At 67.9% G+C, this 19,075-nt stretch carries 16 protein-coding genes; 5 read left to right on the forward strand and 11 right to left on the reverse strand.

What is annotated here, in order from left to right; genetic code table 11:
- The 4 genes from AWC02_RS14545 to eccB all read right to left on the reverse strand — a co-directional run.
- A partial coding sequence (locus AWC02_RS14545) for a WXG100 family type VII secretion target (protein WP_207568061.1) occupies positions 1–188 on the reverse strand: 188 nt, incomplete at its 3' end.
- 99 nt (positions 189–287) lie between these two features.
- Positions 288–587: a PE family protein gene (locus AWC02_RS14550; protein WP_085129469.1), complete on the reverse strand. Its 300-nt coding sequence runs from the start codon at positions 585–587 to the stop codon at positions 288–290.
- Between the two features lie 359 nt (positions 588–946).
- The gene (eccCa, locus tag AWC02_RS14555; RefSeq protein ID WP_085129470.1) at positions 947–5,161 is read right to left on the reverse strand and encodes a type VII secretion protein EccCa; all 4,215 of its coding nucleotides are present in this window, start codon (positions 5,159–5,161) and stop codon (positions 947–949) included.
- Positions 5,158–6,669: a type VII secretion protein EccB gene (eccB, locus tag AWC02_RS14560; protein ID WP_085129471.1), complete on the reverse strand. Its 1,512-nt coding sequence runs from the start codon at positions 6,667–6,669 to the stop codon at positions 5,158–5,160. Before eccB ends, eccCa begins: the two co-directional genes overlap by 4 nt.
- Positions 6,670–7,138: 469 nt before the next feature.
- Here eccB and AWC02_RS14565 point away from each other — a divergent pair, with 469 nt between their 5' ends.
- On the forward strand, positions 7,139–8,917 hold the full coding sequence (locus AWC02_RS14565) for a molybdopterin-dependent oxidoreductase (RefSeq protein WP_085129472.1): 1,779 nt from the start codon (positions 7,139–7,141) through the stop codon (positions 8,915–8,917).
- Positions 8,918–9,051: 134 nt separating this feature from the next.
- On the opposite strand, the gene AWC02_RS14570 is transcribed toward AWC02_RS14565, so the two are convergent.
- Genes AWC02_RS14570 through fabG form a run of 5 tightly spaced genes read right to left on the reverse strand, consistent with a single transcriptional unit; the run spans position 9,052 to position 13,498 of the window.
- Positions 9,052–9,615: a hypothetical protein gene (locus AWC02_RS14570; protein WP_046317131.1), complete on the reverse strand. Its 564-nt coding sequence runs from the start codon at positions 9,613–9,615 to the stop codon at positions 9,052–9,054.
- A 15-nt stretch (positions 9,616–9,630) separates the two neighbouring features.
- Positions 9,631–10,350 carry a GntR family transcriptional regulator gene (locus AWC02_RS14575; RefSeq protein ID WP_085129473.1) on the reverse strand — a complete coding sequence of 240 codons (720 nt, stop codon included), beginning with the start codon at positions 10,348–10,350 and terminating at the stop codon, positions 9,631–9,633.
- A 3-nt stretch (positions 10,351–10,353) separates the two neighbouring features.
- The gene (locus AWC02_RS14580) at positions 10,354–11,547 is read right to left on the reverse strand and encodes an acyl-CoA dehydrogenase family protein (protein WP_085129474.1); all 1,194 of its coding nucleotides are present in this window, start codon (positions 11,545–11,547) and stop codon (positions 10,354–10,356) included.
- Positions 11,544–12,764 (reverse strand): acetyl-CoA C-acetyltransferase, encoded by a 1,221-nt coding sequence (locus AWC02_RS14585; RefSeq protein WP_085129475.1) that lies wholly within the window; start codon positions 12,762–12,764, stop codon positions 11,544–11,546. Before AWC02_RS14585 ends, AWC02_RS14580 begins: the two co-directional genes overlap by 4 nt.
- Positions 12,761–13,498 (reverse strand): 3-oxoacyl-ACP reductase FabG, encoded by a 738-nt coding sequence (fabG, locus tag AWC02_RS14590; protein WP_085129476.1) that lies wholly within the window; start codon positions 13,496–13,498, stop codon positions 12,761–12,763. The genes AWC02_RS14585 and fabG overlap by 4 nt, the downstream gene beginning before the upstream one ends.
- 93 nt (positions 13,499–13,591) lie before the next feature.
- Here fabG and AWC02_RS14595 point away from each other — a divergent pair, with 93 nt between their 5' ends.
- Both AWC02_RS14595 and AWC02_RS22615 read left to right on the forward strand, forming a co-directional pair.
- Entirely contained in the window at positions 13,592–14,758 is a 1,167-nt protein-coding gene (locus AWC02_RS14595) for an acyl-CoA dehydrogenase family protein (protein WP_085129477.1), read from the forward strand.
- A 326-nt stretch (positions 14,759–15,084) separates the two neighbouring features.
- Positions 15,085–15,768 (forward strand): glycoside hydrolase, encoded by a 684-nt coding sequence (locus AWC02_RS22615; RefSeq protein ID WP_085129478.1) that lies wholly within the window; start codon positions 15,085–15,087, stop codon positions 15,766–15,768.
- Here AWC02_RS22615 and AWC02_RS14605 read toward each other — a convergent pair.
- Positions 15,765–16,328 (reverse strand): SAM-dependent methyltransferase, encoded by a 564-nt coding sequence (locus tag AWC02_RS14605; protein WP_085129479.1) that lies wholly within the window; start codon positions 16,326–16,328, stop codon positions 15,765–15,767. The genes AWC02_RS22615 and AWC02_RS14605 overlap by 4 nt on opposite strands.
- A 21-nt stretch (positions 16,329–16,349) precedes the next feature.
- Here AWC02_RS14605 and AWC02_RS14610 point away from each other — a divergent pair, with 21 nt between their 5' ends.
- Positions 16,350–16,928 carry a diacylglycerol-binding protein gene (locus AWC02_RS14610; protein ID WP_237160475.1) on the forward strand — a complete coding sequence of 193 codons (579 nt, stop codon included), beginning with the start codon at positions 16,350–16,352 and terminating at the stop codon, positions 16,926–16,928.
- Between the two features lie 15 nt (positions 16,929–16,943).
- The gene (locus tag AWC02_RS14615; RefSeq protein WP_085129481.1) at positions 16,944–18,599 is read left to right on the forward strand and encodes a ribonuclease H-like domain-containing protein; all 1,656 of its coding nucleotides are present in this window, start codon (positions 16,944–16,946) and stop codon (positions 18,597–18,599) included.
- Between the two features lie 5 nt (positions 18,600–18,604).
- Here the strand turns inward: AWC02_RS14615 and AWC02_RS14620 are convergent, their stop codons facing one another.
- Entirely contained in the window at positions 18,605–18,997 is a 393-nt protein-coding gene (locus tag AWC02_RS14620; protein ID WP_085129482.1) for a hypothetical protein, read from the reverse strand.
- Positions 18,998–19,075: the final 78 nt, after the last annotated feature.

Raw genomic sequence — 19,075 nt, forward strand, 5'->3', positions numbered from 1 at the left:
GCGGTCTGCATCTGACCCATCGTGTCCATCGACGTCCGCTCCGCCAGACCACCCCAGCCGGCACCCGAGATGTTGGTCGAAGACGCCCACATCCGGCGCGCCTCGTCCTCAACGGTCTGCGCGTGCACATCGAACCGGCCAGCCATCGCACGCATCGCGTCCGGGTCGGTCATAAAACGTGTAGCCACTGTTTTCTCCTTTACTGAAGTTTGTCGTTCTTCATTGGTTGACGGGTTATTGCGCCCGGCTAGGCGACGTCGGTAGCCGGGGAATGCGGGTAGTTCGAATTACCCCGCCGCAGCCGCATTGGCTGCCTCGGTGGCGGCGTAGGAGGTTGCACTGCCGTTCAAGGTGGCGACGAACATCTCGTGAATCGCCGCGGCCTGGGCGCTGACCTGCTGGTACATCGTCGCGTGGGCGGCGAACTGCGCCGCGGTCAGCGCGGAGACCTCGTCGGCGGCCGCAGGGACAACGCCGGTGGTGGGAGCCGCGGCAGCGGCGTTCTGCGCGTTGAGCGCCGCGCCCAGTCCGCCCAGGTTGGCGGCTGCGGCGGACAGCGCTTCGGGCTGCGCATTCACGAACGACATTCCAGGTACCTCCTCCGGATTGCCCTCAGCAATCTCTCTGGTGTCGATCGTAAGGCCTCTAACGGCCCCGGAGAACCCGTGACGCCGAGTGTTCATCTGCAGATAACAAGTGTTCACCTGGAGTAACAATGCGGCCGCGGTTTGGCGGCGCTTTTGCTCTGGAAATGGCTTCAGGCAGGCGAAACACAGGGCTGGCATTTTCGGGCGGACGGCCCCTGGTTAACGACACCGACATGTACGGACCCGATGCGGCGGTTTAAATCATGCCGCGGCGAATTGCCGCTCCGCACTTTGCTGTGAAAACGCCAGCAACCACTGTGACGCTGTTACCGGCGTCACAGTGGTTGCTGGTCCAACTCCTACCCAGTGGGGGTGGTTGCGCGCTCCTGCGCCGGCGCCCGGCGCAGCTCGGTGGCTGCGACCTGGACGAACACGCCGGTGTCCTCGGCCATCAACAGACCCCGGCCACGGGGCAGCGGGCCGCCCTTCATCTTGCCGCGGATGAAGCCTTCGTCGGGGTCGGCGTCCATCACCAGCAGCGGCGCATTGGCCTGGTGCAGGGCCCGCAGCAGCGGATCGGCCCCCGCCGACGACCAACCACCGAACGTCCGGGTGGCGATCACATGCAGGCCCACGTCCGCCGATCGCGTGACCCAGGGGGCCGCCTTCTGGAACGGCGAGTCGAACCCGGGCGGGAACTGCTGGATGTCGTCGATGATCAAGAAGATCTCCGGACCGCTCCACCACGTCCGCGACAGCAGCTCCTCGGCCGACAGCCCCGGCGGGGGTTCGCGTCGGGCCAAGGTGGCGGCCAGTTCGTTGACCAGCTCGATGGTGCCGTCCAGGTTGTAGGCGAACTTCTCCACGTAGTCCGGACCGAGCGTGGTCAGCAACTGCCGGCGCGGGTCGATCAGCCACACCTGCGCGGACGGCCGGCCGTCCGGGCTGGGTTCCGGGGCGCTGCTGGCGCCCGGCGCGTAGAGCCGTTCGATCTCGCTCATGATGGTGGCCAGGGTGGTGGTACGCCCACATTCGCGGCGTCCGGTCACCATCAGGTGGCCGTTCTCGGCGAAGTTGAGGTAGACCGGCTGCAGGTCCAGCTCGGAGATCGCCCAGGCGATACCGCCGGCACCCACGCCTTCGCGGCGGTCGTTGGCCGCCACCGCGCGCACCTCCTCCAGTCCGAACCGCGCCGGCAGGCGCCGCACCGGGCGCACCCGGCCCACCGCCACCTGGCTGACGGCCGCGGCGACGCTGTCGGACTCGAACACCCGGGCGTCGGTGTCGGCCATCGCGGGCCGCGCGATCAGGGTGTGCAGACCGGACTGGGGATCGCTGTCGAGGCGCACGTAGTTGACCGCGACCATGCCCCGTCCCGGTTTGACCGGGACATCCTTGGCGAACCGCGAGCGAACCAGCTTGGCGTCCTCGACCGCGGCCAGCCGCAGCTCCACCCGGGAGCCGAAGCCGCTGCGCACCGGCGGCCGCAGTTCCGATTCGCGGTCGGCGGTCACGATGACGTGCACACCGAACGAGGGGCCCTGGTTGATGATCTGGTTGACCTGCTCGACGAGCACCTCGTTGTCTTCCGAGAGCGCCCGGTAGTTGTCGAGCACCAGGTAGACGTCGCCGAAACCGTCGTTGGGGATGCGGCCCGGCGCGCCCTCGAACTTCCGCCGGCGGAAGACGTCCATCGACGCGACGTCGCATTCCAGGAAGCTGCGCTTGCGGGTCCGCACCAGGGCGAGCAGTTCGGCCACGGTGCGGCGCACGCCGTCGGGGTCGGTCGGCCCGCAGACGCTGCCCACGTGCGGCAGGCCCGCGACCGTGGTCAGCGAGGTACCGCTGTAGGCCAGGCAGTAGAACTGGACCTGTTCGGGCGTGTGGGTCAGGGCCGCCGAGCAGATCAGTGTCTGCAGGGCCGTCGTCTTACCCGCGCCGCCGGCGCCCAGGATCAACACGTTGGCCCCGGGACCGGCGGTGTCCACGGTCAGCGGTGGCTGGTCGTGCTTGAAGGGCCGGTCGATCACGCCGATCGGGAACACCAGGTCGCGCCGGGTGCCGTAGTCCTGCTGCCACGGGTGGCCCAGGTAGCGATTCACCAGCTCCTCGATGGACACCGGGATGTCCAGCGGTGGCTGCCACAACCGGTAGGGCTCGAAGTCGATCTGGCGCAACTGGTCGATGATGACCGTGCCGACCTTGGGGGTCCGGATGAAGTCCTCCTCCTCGGCGGGCTCACCGGAAACCGCCGCGGGCTTGGAGTCGATCGCGGCGAGCTCGTCGGCGGCCTCGATCTCGGGGGTGCTGACGCTCACCTCGAGCGGAGTGAACGCGGTGGTGAACAGCTGCGGCCGGATGTAGTCGACCGCGTGCGTCAACGGCATCTGCTCGTCGTCGAGCAGCCCGCCGCGGTGGTAGTCGCGCCACAGGAACTCGGCCTGGAACCGGATGACCTCTTCCCCGCTCTTGCGGAAGTAGCCCAGGCCCGCCTTGGCCGGCAGGTTGACCGCGTTGGGCACACCGGCTGCCTGGGCGGCGCCGGCGGTCTGCGCCTTGAGCACCAGCCGGTAGCCCATGTTCTCCATCAGCTTCTCGGCGCGGCTCTCGATGGTCTGCGAAGCCATCATCAGGTGCACCCAGTAGGCCCGGCCCTGGCGGCCGATGGAGTCCAGCACCTCGACCGCGGTGGGCATGATGCGGAACCACTCGTAGAACTCGTCGATGACGACCACCAGCATCGGCAGCGGCGGCAGGCTGTCGTCGCCGCGCGCGCGCATCCGCGACCGGATCTCGTTGTATTCCTTGGCACCGTCGACACCGGCGTTGTCGCACATGGACTTTCGCCGGGCGATCTCACCCCACATGGCCTCCAGGAACCGCTCCATGAGGGCCTGGTCGTCTTCCAGGTCGGTGATGATCCGCGATACGTGCGGCACCCCGGCGAACGGCTTGACGGCCGATCCACCCTTGAGGTCGGCCAGCACGAACTGCAGGTCTTCGGGCGAGTGGGCCAGCAGCAGCGACTCGATCACGGTGCGCACCAGGGTCGACTTACCGGAACCGGTGGTGCCGGACATGACGCCGTGCGGGCCGTCGCCGCCCTCGTCGAGGGACTTCATGTCCAGGAACAGCAGTTCGCCGTTGTCGGAGCGGTTGCCGAACGGAATCCGCAGCCGGCCCCGGGTGCCCCCGGCGCGCCGGCTCTCCCACAGTTCGCCGAAGTCGATACGCCCGGCGTCCTCGATCCCGTAGTAGGACAAGATGTCGCGCGCACCGATGTGGTGCGTCACCTTCTGGCCGATCTCCTCGTAGGCCGCCGCGAGCCGCCAGTGCGACATGCGCTGGGAGAACAGTTCGGCGTCGGTCTGGCTGACCTGGTCGGCCAGGGCGAAGAACCACTCGTTGTCGTCGATCACCATCCAGGTGTCGCGGTCACGGGGCAGGGCGTTGATGATGCCCTTGTCATCGATACGCAGCACCCGCTGCGAGACACCCCGCCATTCCGGCGCCCCGGTCAGGTCGAAGAACGTCACCCCGTCGATGCCCTCGGTGGTGTTGACGTACTCCCACTGCGGGTCCAGGCCGTCGACGATGATCAGGTGGTGCGGAGTCGGCGTCTCGGCCGACGAACTGGCGTGGCGCGGCATGAAAGATCCACGTCCGGAGAACAATTCGGCGTGCTCGGTGGCGAAGTCCTGCACCGAGCCGTAGACCATGCGCGCGTTGCCTGCGGCGTCCTGGCGGCGCGGGTCGCCGAAGTGCGGCATCCACTTCACCCAGTCCCACTGCGGCACATCGGAAGTCACGACGATCATGCGCAGGTGGTCGGGGCCGTGCGAGAAGGCCAGCTGGCAGATGATCGCCCGCATCAGCCCGAGCACCTTCTCCCGGTCGCCGACCAGCGAGTACCACGGTTCGACCAGCAGCGAGATCATCTTCGGCAGGTTGTAGACCACGCTCTGGTAGCGCCCGAACTCCTGCAGCGCCTTGCCGGTAACCGGTTCGAGTTCGATGTCGGTCGGCATGTTCTGGGGCTCACCCCAGGTGACCTCGGGCCGCGTCATGCCGACCCCGACCCGGGCCAACCCGAAGTTGAGGTCCTTGCCGTTGGGCTGACGCTCCCACATGCGCGACGAACCCACCGAGGCGGTCAGTGTGGCCGGCGCCGGGTGGTACCAGCGGTAGTTGGCGTCCATGCTGTCCGCGGAATCCGCCGCCGACTCCCGCAGGCGGTCCAGCATCAGCATGAACTGGGCGCGCATCGCGTCCAACTTCGGCCGGCTCAGCTGCTGGGCACCGCCGCCGAAACGGCCGCCGAACATCATCATCGCGACGCCGCCGATCATGAAGATCGGGAAGATTGAGCCGGCGCCCAGGAACATCCGGGAGCCGCTGGCCACGGTCATGGCCACCATGCCCACCAGCAGGCCGACCACGAGCACCCCGACCACCACCAGCCACCACGGCTTGCCTTCCGGGGGCGGGACGCTCAGCGGCGTCGGCAATACGATGTTCTCCGGCTTGACCACCGGCGCGCGTTCCGGCGTCGGCCGGGCGTATCCACGTTTCATCTGGGCACCGCCAATTCTGCTGGGCTCATATCGGTTGGCAGGGTGTCGTGACGCACCAGCGCATCCTGCCGGGAAAGGGTCGGGCCGTGCGCCAGCAGGCGCAACGCCACCGATGGGGCCGGTGACGGTTCGCCGACCAGGCCCAGCGCCTTGCGCTCGTCGTCACCGGGAATCCCGAAGCGCACGCCGGATGCCGACAGCCACCACAACGATTCCCGGGTCGAGGCGTCCGGGTCGTTGCCGGTCACCGCGACGAAGTTGGCGTAGCCGGGGCCGAAGTAGACGCGGTCGGCCTCCGGCACGGCGGGATCGTTGGTCTTCACCAGGGAGACCACCCGGCTCATCTCCTTCTGGGGCACCGGAATCGTCGGTCCCGAGATCACCTGCACGCGGGCCCGGCTGTCACCGGTGGACCGCTCCCACCACCAGCAGGTGGAGGGGTTCTCCTTGATGTCGACCACCTGAAGCGGTCCTTCGGGGTAGGCCGAGAGGTCCAAACCGGTGACCACCGGCATCTTGGCCAGGTCCTGCGGTGTCACCACCGCCGGCGCACCGCCCCCGGTGGCTCCGGCGTTCTGCAGAATACGGGCCACCACCGGCGACACGGTCTGGATGCCGTTCATGAGCACGACCGAATACTGTTGCGGCCCAGCCAGCTGCGGGGTGGTGAAGACGGTGCCCACGGGGCCGGGGGCATCCGGGAAAGCCGGCGGTTTGCCGGCGTCGGGCACGAACGGCACGGCCAGTTCCGGGCCCACCGGCAGTGCGTCGAACAGTGCCTGGCTCATGGGGCGGGCGTGGTCCACCTGCTCGGGTGTCAGCCCCAGGGGCAGCAGCACCGCCCGGTCAGCGGCGTCGATCAGCGAGCGGCGGCCCTGGCGAACCACCCAGGACTCGTTGCCGTAGCGCAGCACCACCGCGTCCGGACCGTCGATCACCCGGCGACGCGAATTGAGTTCGGGGGCGCCGTCGATCACGGTCACCGTCACCGGCGACGGTGCGCCGACGCCTTGGACGTTGGCCACGGTGTCGCAGATCAACCAGGACGACGTCAGGGGCGAGGTCGGCCGGATGTCCGACGGCGCACCCGGAATTCCGACCAGCGGACCGTGCGGCTGCTCGGCGATCTGACTCGATCGCACCTTGTGCGGGTTGTCCGCCCGCCCGGCGATCAGGCGGGCCGAGGCCAAATTCAATGCCGGATATATGGTGCCGCCCACCCGCACGTACAAAGCGCCGGAATCGCGGTCGGCGATGATGGGCGACTCGTTCATCTGACCCGAGGGGCTCAGGAACGACCAGAGCAGCGCGCCCAGGCAGACCACCGCGGCCGCCGAGACCGAGGCCACCACCGCCAGCGACTGCCGCCGGCCCGGCTCGACCTCCATCCGGACCTGCCAGCGGGTCAACGCCATCGCGGTGCGCCGCGCCAGGAATTGGTACCCAGTCATCTGGGTACGCGTCGACAACCCCAGGCCGTAGCCGGATCCCCGCTGTTCGTCAGTCACGGTGGGCTCCCATCCACACCTGCCGCGCTGACGGATAACGGCGCACCGCCGGTCCCCTGTTTGTCGTCGTCATGTACCCCTGCCTGGTCACAAGTTTCTACACTGCGCATGCTAGCTGTGTCGCGCTACGACTGCCCGCCGTGCAGATTGCAATCTGACGGCGACGGCGAAACTCGGTTCGCCCGTTCTTGGCGGAATTATGACTGCGCTAGATGAACGATCTGTTAAACGCGAGATTCGCATGAGTTGATCGGCGTGTTACGCGGCGGAAAGCGATGGTGCCGGCCGGCGAATTCCGACTGCCTTCGCCCCGGCACCAGCGGCGCACCCGCGCCGCGGCCGGCAAGCGTGCACCTGTGGCGACTGGGCCAAAAATCCGCACCTGCGGAACTGGGATTTCCTGCCAGACCCCTGCGGATCTCGTGTCAAAGTATCGTGATACGAGGTTTCTCGCGCTACCGTCGGCAGGGTGACTACGACAGACGGCCGCCCCGGCGACGCCGGACCGCAGGCCGACCAGGGCTATCGGGCGGAGATACACGAGAACCACAACGAGACCGTCGACATCGAGACTTACGGTGGCGGCTTCGACCTCAGCCGGCGTGCGGTCGCCCCGCATCTGCGTATCGGCCGGGACCGCTGGTTCAACCTGCTCTGGCTGATCCCGATCGGATTCGCCGGGCTGGTGGCAACCATCGCGATCGGCAAAGGCATTCGCAACATCCCTGCCGTTGAGGAATTCATCACACGCTACCCGGGCAGCGCCGCCTCGTCGGAATTCCCCGGTGGAATCCCGGCCTGGGCGGGCTGGACGCACTTTTTCAACCTGTTCATGATGATCTTCATCATCCGCGCCGGTATCCAGATTCTCTGCGACCACCCGCGGCTGTACTTCAGCCGCAACTCCACCCCCGGCAAAGACGAATGGCTACGGGTCGGCCCACCGGTCCCCGACGATCCGTACTGGACGGCCAACGCCGACACCGTCGCGCTGCCCGCCCAGTTCGGCCTGCCGGGCTTCCGGCACTCGATCGGACTGGCCCGCTGGTGGCACATGGGGGTCGGCACGTTGTGGCTGCTCAACGGGGCGGTTTTCTACGTCCTGCTGTTCACCACCGGCCAGTGGCACCGCATCGTGCCCACCAGCTTGGACGTGGTGCCCAACGCCGCCTCGGTCGCGATCCAATACGCCTCGCTGGATTGGCCGACCGACCACACCTGGTCGAACTACAACTCGCTGCAGATGCTGTCCTATTTCGTCACGGTGTTCATCGCCGCTCCGGCGGCGCTGATCACCGCCCTGGGCATGTCCCCCGCGCTGTCTCAGCGGCTGGGGCTGGTCAGCAAGCGGATGCACCTGAACCTGCAGATCGCGCGCTCGTTGCACTTCGGGGTGCTGGTCTACTTCCTGGTGTTCATCCTCGTGCACGTCACGATGGTGTTCGCCACCGAAGCCCTGGTGAACCTCAACCACATGTTCGCCGCCCGCGACGACCACAGCTGGGTCGGTTTCGGCGTCTTCTCGGCGGCGTTCGTGGTCTGCGCCATCGCCTGGATCGCGGCCACCCCGCTCACCCTGCGCTACCCGCGGGTGGTGCAGAAGATCGGCTACGCCCTGATCGGGCCGTTCCAGCGGGCGCTGGAGAGGCTCGACCCCAAGCCCGGCACCTTTACCGAGGCGGACATCTCGCCGTTCCACTGGCGCAACGGCCGGTTGCCCGACACCGTCGAGTACAAGGAGTTGGAGGCCGGAGACTTCCGGGATTGGCGCCTGAAGGTCTACGGCCTGGTCGAGAACCCGATGGAATTCTCGCTGGAGGACCTCAAGGCCCTGCCGTACCACGACCAGATCACCCAGCACATGTGCGTGCAGGCCTGGTCGGGCGTGGCCAAGTGGGGTGGCGTGCAGATGTCGACCATCATGAACATCGTCAAACCGCTGCCCGAGGCCAAGTGGGCGATCTTCTACTCGATGGGCCTGGGCGCCACCGGCGGGATCTTCTACAACGCGCACCCGGTCGACCAGATGTGGCACCACATGTCGATGCTGGCCTACAACATGAACGACCAGCCGCTGCCCTACATGCATGGCCGGCCCCTGCGGCTGCGCAATGAGCTGCAGCACGGCTACAAGTTGGTCAAGTGGATCAAGGGCATCGAGTTCGTGGCGAGCTACAAAGAGATCGGCAGCGGCCACGGCGGCTACAGCGAAGACCACAAGTTCTTCGGCCGCCACCAGACGATCTGAGCTCGCAGGCTGCCAGGCAGCGGCGGCCAGGGCGTACCGCATCTGCGGCTCCTGGCCGGGCCGAGGCGGGCTGATCCGATGCGCCCGGCGCCACCGGCGACGGTCCTACCCGCGGGTACCGCAGCGCGCAGGACTCAGATGCCGGTCCAGGCGGTGTCGAGCTGTTCGGCCACGTCGATGATCTGCGCTCGCTGAGACTGGGGGCTGTCGATCTCAGCTGCCACGTAGCTGGCGATGAAACGCCGGATCTCCCCGTCGACGCCGGCGAAGATCCGCAGCAACTCGCCGCGGATCGACGTCGAGGACACCTCGACGGTGATGTCGGAGGGCCGCGGTTTGGGGACGTCGATGATCAGCAGCAGCGGCTCGGCGGCGCGCGCGGTGGCACGCAACGCGATGTCGCCGGACACGGTGAACCGTTGCTTGTCCAGACGCAGGTCGATGAGCAGGTCGATCTCCAGGGGAATGTGGATCGCGAAGGTGAGCAACTCCCCCAGGGTTCGTGTCACCCGCGGCTGCTGGACCCGCACCGTCGCGCTGACCTTGGCGATGCCGCCCGGTCCCTGCCGCATCGACGGCATGGCGAACTCGTCGCCGGCGATGTCGGCGAACGCAGCTGCCACTCGTTCTTCACTGACCGCGACCTCGAAGAACTTCCGGCCGAACTCTTCGTAGGTCACGAAATTGTGGTTCTGCATAGTGTTGATACCGTCTCACGTCCCCGGCGCCGGCGGGAGTTGATCGGTGTGCGCGTCGCCGTCGTGGCGCTCCACCACGCCGCGGCCGGCCAGGTGCTCGATGAGCGGCATCACGCCCGCTGCCAGGTGCTCGGCCATCGCCGAGCGGGCCAGCGCCTGGTCGCGCGCCGCCAGGGCGGCGAGCACCTTGCGGTGGTCCTGCATGGAGCGCTCCGGCCATCCGGCGATGCCGGGGAATACCGCCTCCGGGGCGTACCGGGTGACCTGCGACATGATCTGGGCCAGCTTGGGTGAGTCGGCCGCCACGTTGATCGCCCGGTGGAAATCGTGGTTGAGCCGCACGATCCGCTCTTCGTCGTCGCCGGCATAGGCCTGCTCCAGCCGGTCCTGGATCTCGTTGAGCTCGCGCAGCTGCTCCTCGGTGACACCGGCCGCGGCCCGCGCGGCCAGCTCACCGCCCACGAACGCCTGGACATCGGCGACGTCGGCCAGGTCCCGCCTGGTCACCGGCAGCACCACGAACCCGCGGTGCGGCTGCTGGTCGAGGAGACCCTCGGCGCGCAACTCGAACAGCGCCTCGCGCACCGGAGTGACGCTGATGCCCAGTTCCGTTGCCAGCTGGTCTAACCGGACGTAGGTCCCCGCGGCATAGCCGCCGTCGAAGATGCGCTGACGCACCAGCCGGGCGACGGCCTCCGACAGCTGCGGCCGTGTGCTGAAGTCGGGGGCGGACATGTCTTAGATGCGGTAGTCGGCGAGCAGCCGTTTACTGATGATCTGCTTCTGGATTTCGCTGGTGCCCTCGCCGATCAGCAGGAACGGCGCGTCGCGCATCAGGCGCTCGATCTCGTATTCCTTCGAGTAGCCGTAGCCGCCGTGGATCCGGAAGCTCTGCTGAGTCACCTCGTTGCAGTACTCGCTGGCCAGGTACTTCGCCATTCCCGCGGCGAGGTCGTTGCGCTCGCCGGAGTCCTTCAGCCGGGCGGCGTTGACGACCATCAGGTGGGCGGCCTCCACCTTGGTGGCCATTTCGGCGAGCCCGAACGCGACGGCCTGGTGTTCGGCGATCGGCTTGCCGAACGTGCTGCGCTGCTGGGCGTAACGGGCGGCGAGCTCGAAGGCGCGAATTCCCACCCCGCAGGCGCGGGCCGCCACGTTGACCCGGCCGACCTCGATGCCGTCCATCATCTGGTAGAAACCGCGGCCGGTTGTTCCGCCCAGGATGTCGGCGGCGCTGGCCCGGTAGTCGTCGAAGATCATCTCGGTGGTGTCGATGCCCTTGTAGCCGAGCTTGTCGAGCTTGCCGGGGATGGTCAGCCCCGGCACGACTTCGCCGAAACCGGTTGGCTTTTCGACCAGGAACGCCGTCATGTTGCGGTGCGGGGTGTCGGCCCCCTCGTCGGTGTGCACCAGCACCGCGACCAGGCTCGACGTGGCTCCGTTGGTCAGCCACATCTTCTGGCCGTTGATGAGGTAGTCGCCCTCGGGGGTGCGGGTGGCCCGGGTGCGGATGGCGGCGACGTCGGATCCGAGTTCGGGCTCGGACATCGAGAACGCCCCGCGCACGTCGCCGGTCGCCATCGCCGGCAGGTAGCGCTGCTTCTGCTCGTCGGTGCCGTGCTGGCGCAGCATGTAGGCGACGATGAAGTGGGTGTTGATCACCCCGGAGATGCTCATCCAGCCGCGGGCGAGTTCCTCGACGCACAGCGCGTAGGTCAGCAGCGACTCGCCCAGCCCGCCGTACTCTTCGGGGATCATCAGGCCGAACAGGCCCAGATGCCGCATCCCGTCGACGATCTGTTGCGGGTAGGCGTCGGCGCGTTCGAGTTCGGCCGCGTTCGGTATGACCTCTTTGTCGACGAAAGCCCGTACCGCAGCGATGATCTCGGCCTGGTTCTCGGTCAGGCCCAGCGTTTGGCAGATTCTGCTCATGCATCGATCCTCTCGAACACCGCGGCCAGCCCCTGGCCGCCCCCGATGCACATGGTCTCCAGGCCGTAGCGTGCCTGACGACGGTGCAGTTCGCGCGCCAGCGTCGCCAGCATCCGGCCGCCGGTGGCGCTCACCGGATGGCCCAGCGAGATCCCGGAACCGTGCACGTTGGTCCGCTCCCGGTCCGCGGCACCGAACTTCCACTCCGCCATGACTGCCAGCGCCTGGGCGGCGAACGCCTCGTTCAGCTCGATCAGGTCGATGTCGGCCAGTGTGAGACCGGCCTTGGCCAGGGCGACCTCGGTGGCGGGCACCGGTCCGATTCCCATGACGTCGGGCTTGACCCCGGCCAGCCCCCAGGAGACCAGCCGCACCAGCGGGGTCAGTCCCAGCTGCGCGGCCCTGTCCCGGGTGGTCACCACACACATCGAGGCGGCGTCGTTCTGGCCGCTGGAGTTGCCGGCCGTGACGGTGGCGTCGGGATCGCTTTTGCCCAGAACGGGTTTCAGCTTCGCCAGCGTCTCCATCGAGGTGTCGGCCCGGGGGTGCTCATCGGTGTCGATGCGTTCGTCGCCGTTGCGGGAGGGCACCGTCACCGCGATGATCTCCTCGGCGAGCACCCCACTGCGCTGCGCCGCCACCGCGCGCTGGTGCGAGGTGACCGCGAGTTCGTCCTGCTCGGCGCGCGATATCTGATACTGCCGGCGCAGGTTCTCCGCGGTCTCCAGCATCCCGCCGGGTACCGGATGGTGCCGCCCGCCGGCGGTGGTCCGGCCGCGGGCCAGGCCGTCGTGCACCTGGACGCCGTGGCGGGCGCCGCCCCAGCGCATGTCGGTGGAGTAGAACGCCACATTGCTCATGCTCTCCGCGCCGCCGGCGATCACCACCTCGTGGACACCGCTGCCGACCTGCAGGCCGGCTTGGATCACCGCTTGAAGACCCGAGCCGCATCGCCGGTCCACCTGCATGCCCGGCACGGTCACCGGCAGCCCGGCGTCCAAAGCGATCACCCGGCCGATCGCCGGCGCCTCGCTGTTGGGGTAGCAGTGCCCCAGCACCACGTCGTCGACGGCATCGGCGGGCAGGCCGGTGCGTTCCAGCAGCCCGGTCAGTGCGGCGACGCCGAGGTCGACGGCCGTCAGCGCCTTGAACATCCCGCCGTAGCGGCCGATGGGAGTGCGAACGGGTTCGCAGATCACCACCTCGCGCAGGGTCATAGGTGCCGACCGCCGGTCACCTCGAGCACGGTGCCGGTCATATAAGAGGACATGTCCGAGGCCAGGAACAACGCGACACCGGCTACCTCGTCGGGCTCGCCGGCCCGGCCCAGCGGCACCTCGGCCACCTTCGAATCCCAGATCCGCTGCGGCATCGCCTCTGTCATCGCCGAGCGGATCAGCCCCGGTTGGATCGCGTTGACCCGGACCCCGAGGTAGGCCAGCTCCTTGCTGGCGGCCTTGGTCATGCCGACGATGCCGGCCTTGGCGGCGGAATAGTTGGTCTGCCCGATCATGCCGACCTTGCCCGATATAGAGGACATGTTCACGATCGCGCCGCGCTTGCGTTCCCGCATGATCGCCGCGGCCGCGCGCAGTCCGTTCCAGGTGCCCTTCAGATGGACCGCGATCACCTGGTCGAAATCGTCTTCGGTCATCTTGCGCATGGTGGCGTCGCGGGTGATGCCGGCGTTGTTCACCATGATGTCCAGGCCGCCGAACCGCTCGACGGCGGTTGCCACCAGCGCGTCGACTTCGGCGGAGTCGGTGACGTCGGTGCGCACCGCCACCGCCGCGTCCGGACCGAGCCGGGCCGCCGCGGCCTCGGTCGCCTCCAGGTTCAGATCGCCCAGCACCACCCGGGCGCCTTCGGCGACGAAGCGTTGCGCGATCGCAAAGCCCAGCCCTTGTGCTCCACCGGTGATCACCGCTGTCTGGCCGTTGAGTAATGCCACGTTTTTCCGTCCTCTGCCTGTCTGCCCACCCGCGGTCGGGCCACATCATATTTCATATATGATTTGCGGGCCAGTGCCGAAAGGGGCCGTGTCATGACGACCGCATCCGTCGACGACGACGTCTTCGCCGACATCCTGTCCCAGACCCGCCGATTCGTCCGGACCGTCGTGGTGCCGCGAGAGCAGGAGATTCTCGACACCGATCGCGTCCCCGACGACCTGCGGCAGGCGGCCAAGGACCTGGGGCTGTTCGGCTATGCGATCCCCCAGGAATGGGGCGGGTTGGGCCTGAATCTCGCCCAGGACGTCGAACTGGCCATGGAACTGGGCTATACCTGCCCGTCGGTGCGCTCGATGTTCGGCACCAACAACGGCATCGCCGGCCAGGTGCTGGTCGGGTTCGGCACCGACGAGCAGAAGAAACGCTGGCTCGAGCCCATCGCGTCCGGCGCCGTCGCCTCTTTCGCGCTCACCGAACCCGGCGCCGGGTCCAACCCCTCGGGTCTGCGGACCAAGGCGGTCCGCGACGGGCAGGAGTGGGTGCTCGACGGCCAGAAGCGGTTCATCACCAACGCCCCGATGGCCGACCTGTTCGTGGTGTTCGCACGCACCCGGCCCGCCGACGAACGCGGCGCCGGAATCGCGGTGTTCCTGGTGCCGGCCGATACCCCCGGGGTACAGGTCGGCGCCAAGGACGCCAAGATGGGCCAGGAAGGCGCCGCCACGGCCGATGTCACCTTCACCGGCGTGCGGTTGACCGACGCCGCCCTGGTCGGGGGCAGCGAGGACATCGGTTACCGGGCCGCGATGACGTCGCTGGCCCGCGGCCGGATCCACATCGCGGCGCTGGCGGTGGGCGCCGCGCAGCGCGCCCTCGACGAATCGGTGAACTACGCCGCCACCGCCACCCAGGGCGGCAGCATCATCGGCGACTTCCAGCTGGTGCAGGCGATGCTTGCCGATCAGCAGACAGGGGTGATGGCAGGCCAGGCGCTGGTCCGTGACGCCGCACGCAAGTGGGTCAACGACGAGGACCGGCGGATCGCGCCGTCGGTGGCCAAGGTGTTCTGCACCGAGATGGCCGGCAAGGTCGCAGACCTGGCGGTACAGATTCACGGCGGCAGCGGCTACATCCGGGGCGTGCCGGTCGAGCGCATCTACCGCGACGTCCGCCTGCTGCGGCTTTACGAGGGCACCAGTGAGATCCAGCGGCTGATCATCGGCTCGAACCTGGTCAAGAACGCAAAACGCGCACTGTAACCAGCATCACTTTTGGTGCGGAATATGACGCACCGGGGTCGGCGCATTTTTCATCGATTTCAGTGGCAAAGCGGGTGTGCAATTCACCCATTGACCAGGCAATTTCGCGTCGATAAACCGTATTGTGACCGGCAACCGTCGCTCGGCACAAACGTGTTTTGGACCTCTACCAGCACCAACGCAAATATATTGACGCCCGCTGTGGTATTTTCATAGCCCTACCTGGTGTTTTTCATTCGCGCGTTGCGTTGGGCATCATCGAGGCTAAACGTGAGGCGTGCCACAGATTTTGGCGACCAAGATAAGCGTTGTTACTGTGCCTGGTCATGTTTGGTCTCGAAGCAATAATGGCGCTCATCCAGGAGGTTTCCGGAACCCCGTACATCCTGGGCGGCGACTCCCCCGCCGGCACGGACTGCTCCGGTCTGGCCTCGTGGGTGTCCAACATCGCCACCGGCCGGCCGGCCTTCGGCAGCCGGTTCCACACCGCCAACGAAGAGGCAGCACTGCTGGCCCGGGGCTTTAAGCACGGCACCGCGCCGGGCGCCCTGGTGGTGGGCTGGAACAGCCATCACACCGCGGTGACCCTGCCTGATGGCACCCCGGTGGCCAGCGGCGAGCGCGGCGGTGTGAACATCGGCGGCGGCGGCGCCTACCAACCGCAGTTCACCCACCACATGTATCTCCCGATGGACGTCGAGCCGCCGGCCGAAGCGCCCGCACCGATGGACCCGCCGGTGATGGAGTTCGCCGCCATGAACGAGCCGGCTCCGCCGCCCCCCGCAGAGCCGATGGGCGAGCCCATGGGCATCGAGCTGATGGCGGCGCCGCTGGACGCACCGCCGATGGAGGCACCGCCCGCGATGGAGGCGCCGCCCGCGCCGCCCGTGGAGTTGCCGTTCGAGTTCCCGGCCGGCGAGGCACCGCCGATGGATGCCCTGCCGCTCGACGAGGTACCGGCCGAGCCCGGTCCGGCGCCCGGCGACTTCGAGGCACCGGCACCGGTTTAGCGCGGCGGCGCCCCGGCACCGTGCCGGCGCGCCAACAGCCACGCCAAGCCGTCGGCTTCGCCATCGGCGATCACCTCGACCCCGGGGAACGCCGTGCGCAGCTCACCGGGCGCCGCCCGGAACCGTCCGGCGGTGCTGCCGACCCGGCTCAAGGCGGTGACCGCCAGCAGTCCCCCCGGGGCCAGGCGGTGCACCATCGGTGCGTCGAGCCGCCGGTCGCGAAAACGCGCGCAGTAGACGACATCGGCCGGCGGTCCGTCCGGCAGGCCGTCGTCGAGGTCGACGACGTCGAACCGGCACCGATCCCCGACCCCGTGCCGCTCGGCCAGGTCGCGGGCCTGCGCGACGGCAACCGGGGAGATGTCGTATCCGGTCACCCACAGTCCTCGCAGCGCCAGCCAGACCGCCCCGGTGCCCTGACCGCAGGCGATGTCCACCGCGTGGCCTGAGACGGGGAATTCGTCGGCGAACGCCGCGAACTGCTCCGCCGGGCCGATCGCGCCCGCAACCGAGCGCCCGGCATACTTCGCGTCCCAGCGGGTGCGATCCTCGGCGCTCATCCGATGGACGATACTGCGGTGGTGAAATTACGCCCCTCGATCGCTGTGTTGCTGTTCGTCCTGGGCGCGGCAGCCGGTCTGATCGGTGACCACTCGCATGTGATCACCGGAACCACCGAGTACCTGCCCCCCTCGCAGGCCATCCCGTTCATCTGGAGCAGTCCGCTCTACTTCCCGATCCTGGTCGGATCGGCCACCGCCTTCCTCGCGGAGCTTCGGCTGCATCTGCCCGCGCCCCGCAGCACGGTCACGCTGCGCCAAGGGGTGGCCGGTCTGGCCGCCGTTCTGGGCAGCTATGTCGTCACCGCGATGCTGCACGCCGCGCCGGTGGTACCCCTGACGACGTTGATCTGTGCGTTCGCCGCGATCACCTTCTGCACACTCGGCGATCGGCCGGCGATCGCCTGCGGTGTGCTGATCGCCGCGCTCGGACCGCTCGTCGAGATCGGGATCGCGGCCGCGGGGCAGTTCCGTTACGCCCCCGGCTCCGACCAGCTGTTCGGGGTGGCACCGTGGCTGGTGCCGTTGTACTTCGCGTTCGGGGTCGTCGCAGCACTGATCGGTGAGTTCGCGGCGGGCGCGCGGCGGCAGGCGCCGTAGGTAAGGGCGGACGTCATGGCACCGGTCACGCTGGGCGGTTACCCGGCCAAACTGTGTGCCCGCCTCACCCACAACGAATTCGCTCCGGGAGTCCCGGAGCCGGCGCCGCCACGTCCTGAACTGGAGTCGCTGCGCGAGGCCGGAATCGCGTTCGAGGGCCGCGTGGTCGACGAACTCCGGTCGCTCCTCGGCGATACCGGACGTCTGCTGTTCATCGAGGACGAAACCGGCGCCGAGGAACGTCAGCGGCGCACCGTGGCAGCGATGAAGGCCGGTGTCGAGGTGATCGCCGGCGGACGCCTGCCGGACGTCGGCGGTCGCAGGGGCCTGCCCGACGTGCTGGTCCGACACCAGAGCGGCTATCTACCGGTCGACATCAAGAACCACCGCACCGTGATCGCCGGCAAGCGTGCGCAGGTGGAGGTCTCGCCGCTGTCCGACCCGCAGCACCGGCTGACCGTGCCCGGGCACAGCCATCGCGGCGCACGGTGGCACGACGACGTCATGCAGCTGGCGCACTACACCCGGATGCTGCAGGACTTGGGTTTTCACCCCGGGGTCAACCATGGCGGCATCGTCGGCAGCTCGGATCTGACCGCGCTGGTGGGCCAAAGCCTCGGCGTGACCTGGTATGACCTGGACGTCGAGAACATCGTGACGTACTCATCGAGCGATCCGACACATCGCAAGGCCCGTTCAGCCCTGCAGCGTTACGACCATGAGTTCGCGTTCCGTCTCGATGTCGCGACGGCCGCGGCAGCCGGACGGGAACTGGTGCGGCCCTACCGCATCCGGGACTGCGCGACATGCGCGTGGTTCGACTACTGCGCCTCGGTGGCCGGCGAACTCGACGCATCGTTCGCGATCGAGGTGGGCCACCTCACGGTGCGGGAATGGCAGTATCTGTACCGGAACTGCGGCGACGGCGCCGGGTTGAGCGTCGCCCAGCTCGCGGCCGTCGACACCGAGGCGCACCTCGAGGCGTTCCGAGTCCAGTCCGTCGGTAAGAACCTTCCCGGCGAACGTTTGGCAAAGGTTGTACGGCGAGCTCGGATGGCCTGTGAGGGTGTTGATTTCGAGGCTCACCAGCCCGGAACGCCGTCGGTGCCTGCCGCCGACATCGAAGTCGACTTCGACATCGAGTGGGATGACCGGGGCCGGATCTACCAGTGGGGCCTGCGCATTCGCGAAGGCCAGGACGACACCACCGCCGGCTATCAGCCGGTGGTCTCGTTCGATCCGCTCGACGACGCGGACGAGGCCGAGCTCGCCGCGGAGTTCGCCCGCCGGATTCAGCAGCTGCGTGACCGGGCGGCCCGTGAAGGCAAATCGCTCATGGTCTTTCACTGGGACCATCCCGAGACATCCCGTACCCGCAGATTCACCGATGTCCAGCAGGCCCTGGCGGGGATCACCTTTGACCTGCGGAAGTGGTTCGACGCGACGTATTTCGCCCGCACTTCCTCATCGATCAAACAGGTCGCCGCATCCTTCGGCTTCCGCTGGGAGGTCGACGATCCCGGTGGATTGGTCTCGCTGAGCGCCGTCGAAAACGCCCGCGGCAGCGGTCCGCTCGCCGAAGCCGCCCGGCAGTGGTGTCTGAGCTACAACGAGTGTGACGTCGCAGCCCAGGCCGCGATCCGCGACGGGTTGCGCCGCCACCGTCGCTGACCGGTTCAGCCCTGGGTCCTGACCGACGGGCAGATGTTGGCGTGGGCGGCCTCGACCACCTCAGCGGCGGTGGGGTTGGCGACCTGCAGATAAACCGAGAGCTGCTCGACGATGAGACTCCGCGGATGCTTCGGGAACTCCAGACACGCGGTCCGTCCGGCGGCCAGCCGGCGAGCTTCACTGCCGGGCGGGAACTTTCCGCGGATGGCGTTGAGGTAGGCCATCTCTTCGGGACTGGGGTAGGTCGACAAGTGCTCGGTGCACACCAGGATGTCCGGGCTGTCGCCGCAGTAGTCGGGGTCACGCGGGTTGAGCGGGTTTGCCGAAGCGGATGCGGCACCGATCAGCCCGGCCAGCGCGCCTGCGGCCAGGGCCGTCGCGAGTGCGGTTGGTTTCACCTCGAGCGCCTTTCTCCTCGCCGCTGACGCTAGCAGCAATCCCCATCCGCCCCGGAAGCTTGCCGGGTGTGGCGGGCA

This window comes from Mycolicibacter engbaekii (assembly GCF_002101585.1).
Classification (GTDB): domain Bacteria; phylum Actinomycetota; class Actinomycetes; order Mycobacteriales; family Mycobacteriaceae; genus Mycobacterium; species Mycobacterium engbaekii.

Excerpts from the sequence above, each read along its gene's own strand:
- AWC02_RS14550 (WP_085129469.1), bottom strand. The coding sequence starts at position 587 with ATGTCGTTCGTGAATGCGCAGCCCGAAGCGCTGTCCGCCGCAGCCGCC.
- eccCa (WP_085129470.1), bottom strand. The coding sequence starts at position 5,161 with ATGAAACGTGGATACGCCCGGCCGACGCCGGAACGCGCGCCGGTGGTC.
- AWC02_RS14570 (WP_046317131.1), bottom strand. The coding sequence starts at position 9,615 with ATGCAGAACCACAATTTCGTGACCTACGAAGAGTTCGGCCGGAAGTTC.
- AWC02_RS14575 (WP_085129473.1), bottom strand. The coding sequence starts at position 10,350 with ATGTCCGCCCCCGACTTCAGCACACGGCCGCAGCTGTCGGAGGCCGTC.
- AWC02_RS14580 (WP_085129474.1), bottom strand. The coding sequence starts at position 11,547 with ATGAGCAGAATCTGCCAAACGCTGGGCCTGACCGAGAACCAGGCCGAG.
- AWC02_RS14585 (WP_085129475.1), bottom strand. The coding sequence starts at position 12,764 with ATGACCCTGCGCGAGGTGGTGATCTGCGAACCCGTTCGCACTCCCATC.
- AWC02_RS14595 (WP_085129477.1), top strand. The coding sequence starts at position 13,592 with ATGACGACCGCATCCGTCGACGACGACGTCTTCGCCGACATCCTGTCC.
- AWC02_RS22615 (WP_085129478.1), top strand. The coding sequence starts at position 15,085 with ATGTTTGGTCTCGAAGCAATAATGGCGCTCATCCAGGAGGTTTCCGGA.
- AWC02_RS14605 (WP_085129479.1), bottom strand. The coding sequence starts at position 16,328 with ATGAGCGCCGAGGATCGCACCCGCTGGGACGCGAAGTATGCCGGGCGC.
- AWC02_RS14615 (WP_085129481.1), top strand. The coding sequence starts at position 16,944 with ATGGCACCGGTCACGCTGGGCGGTTACCCGGCCAAACTGTGTGCCCGC.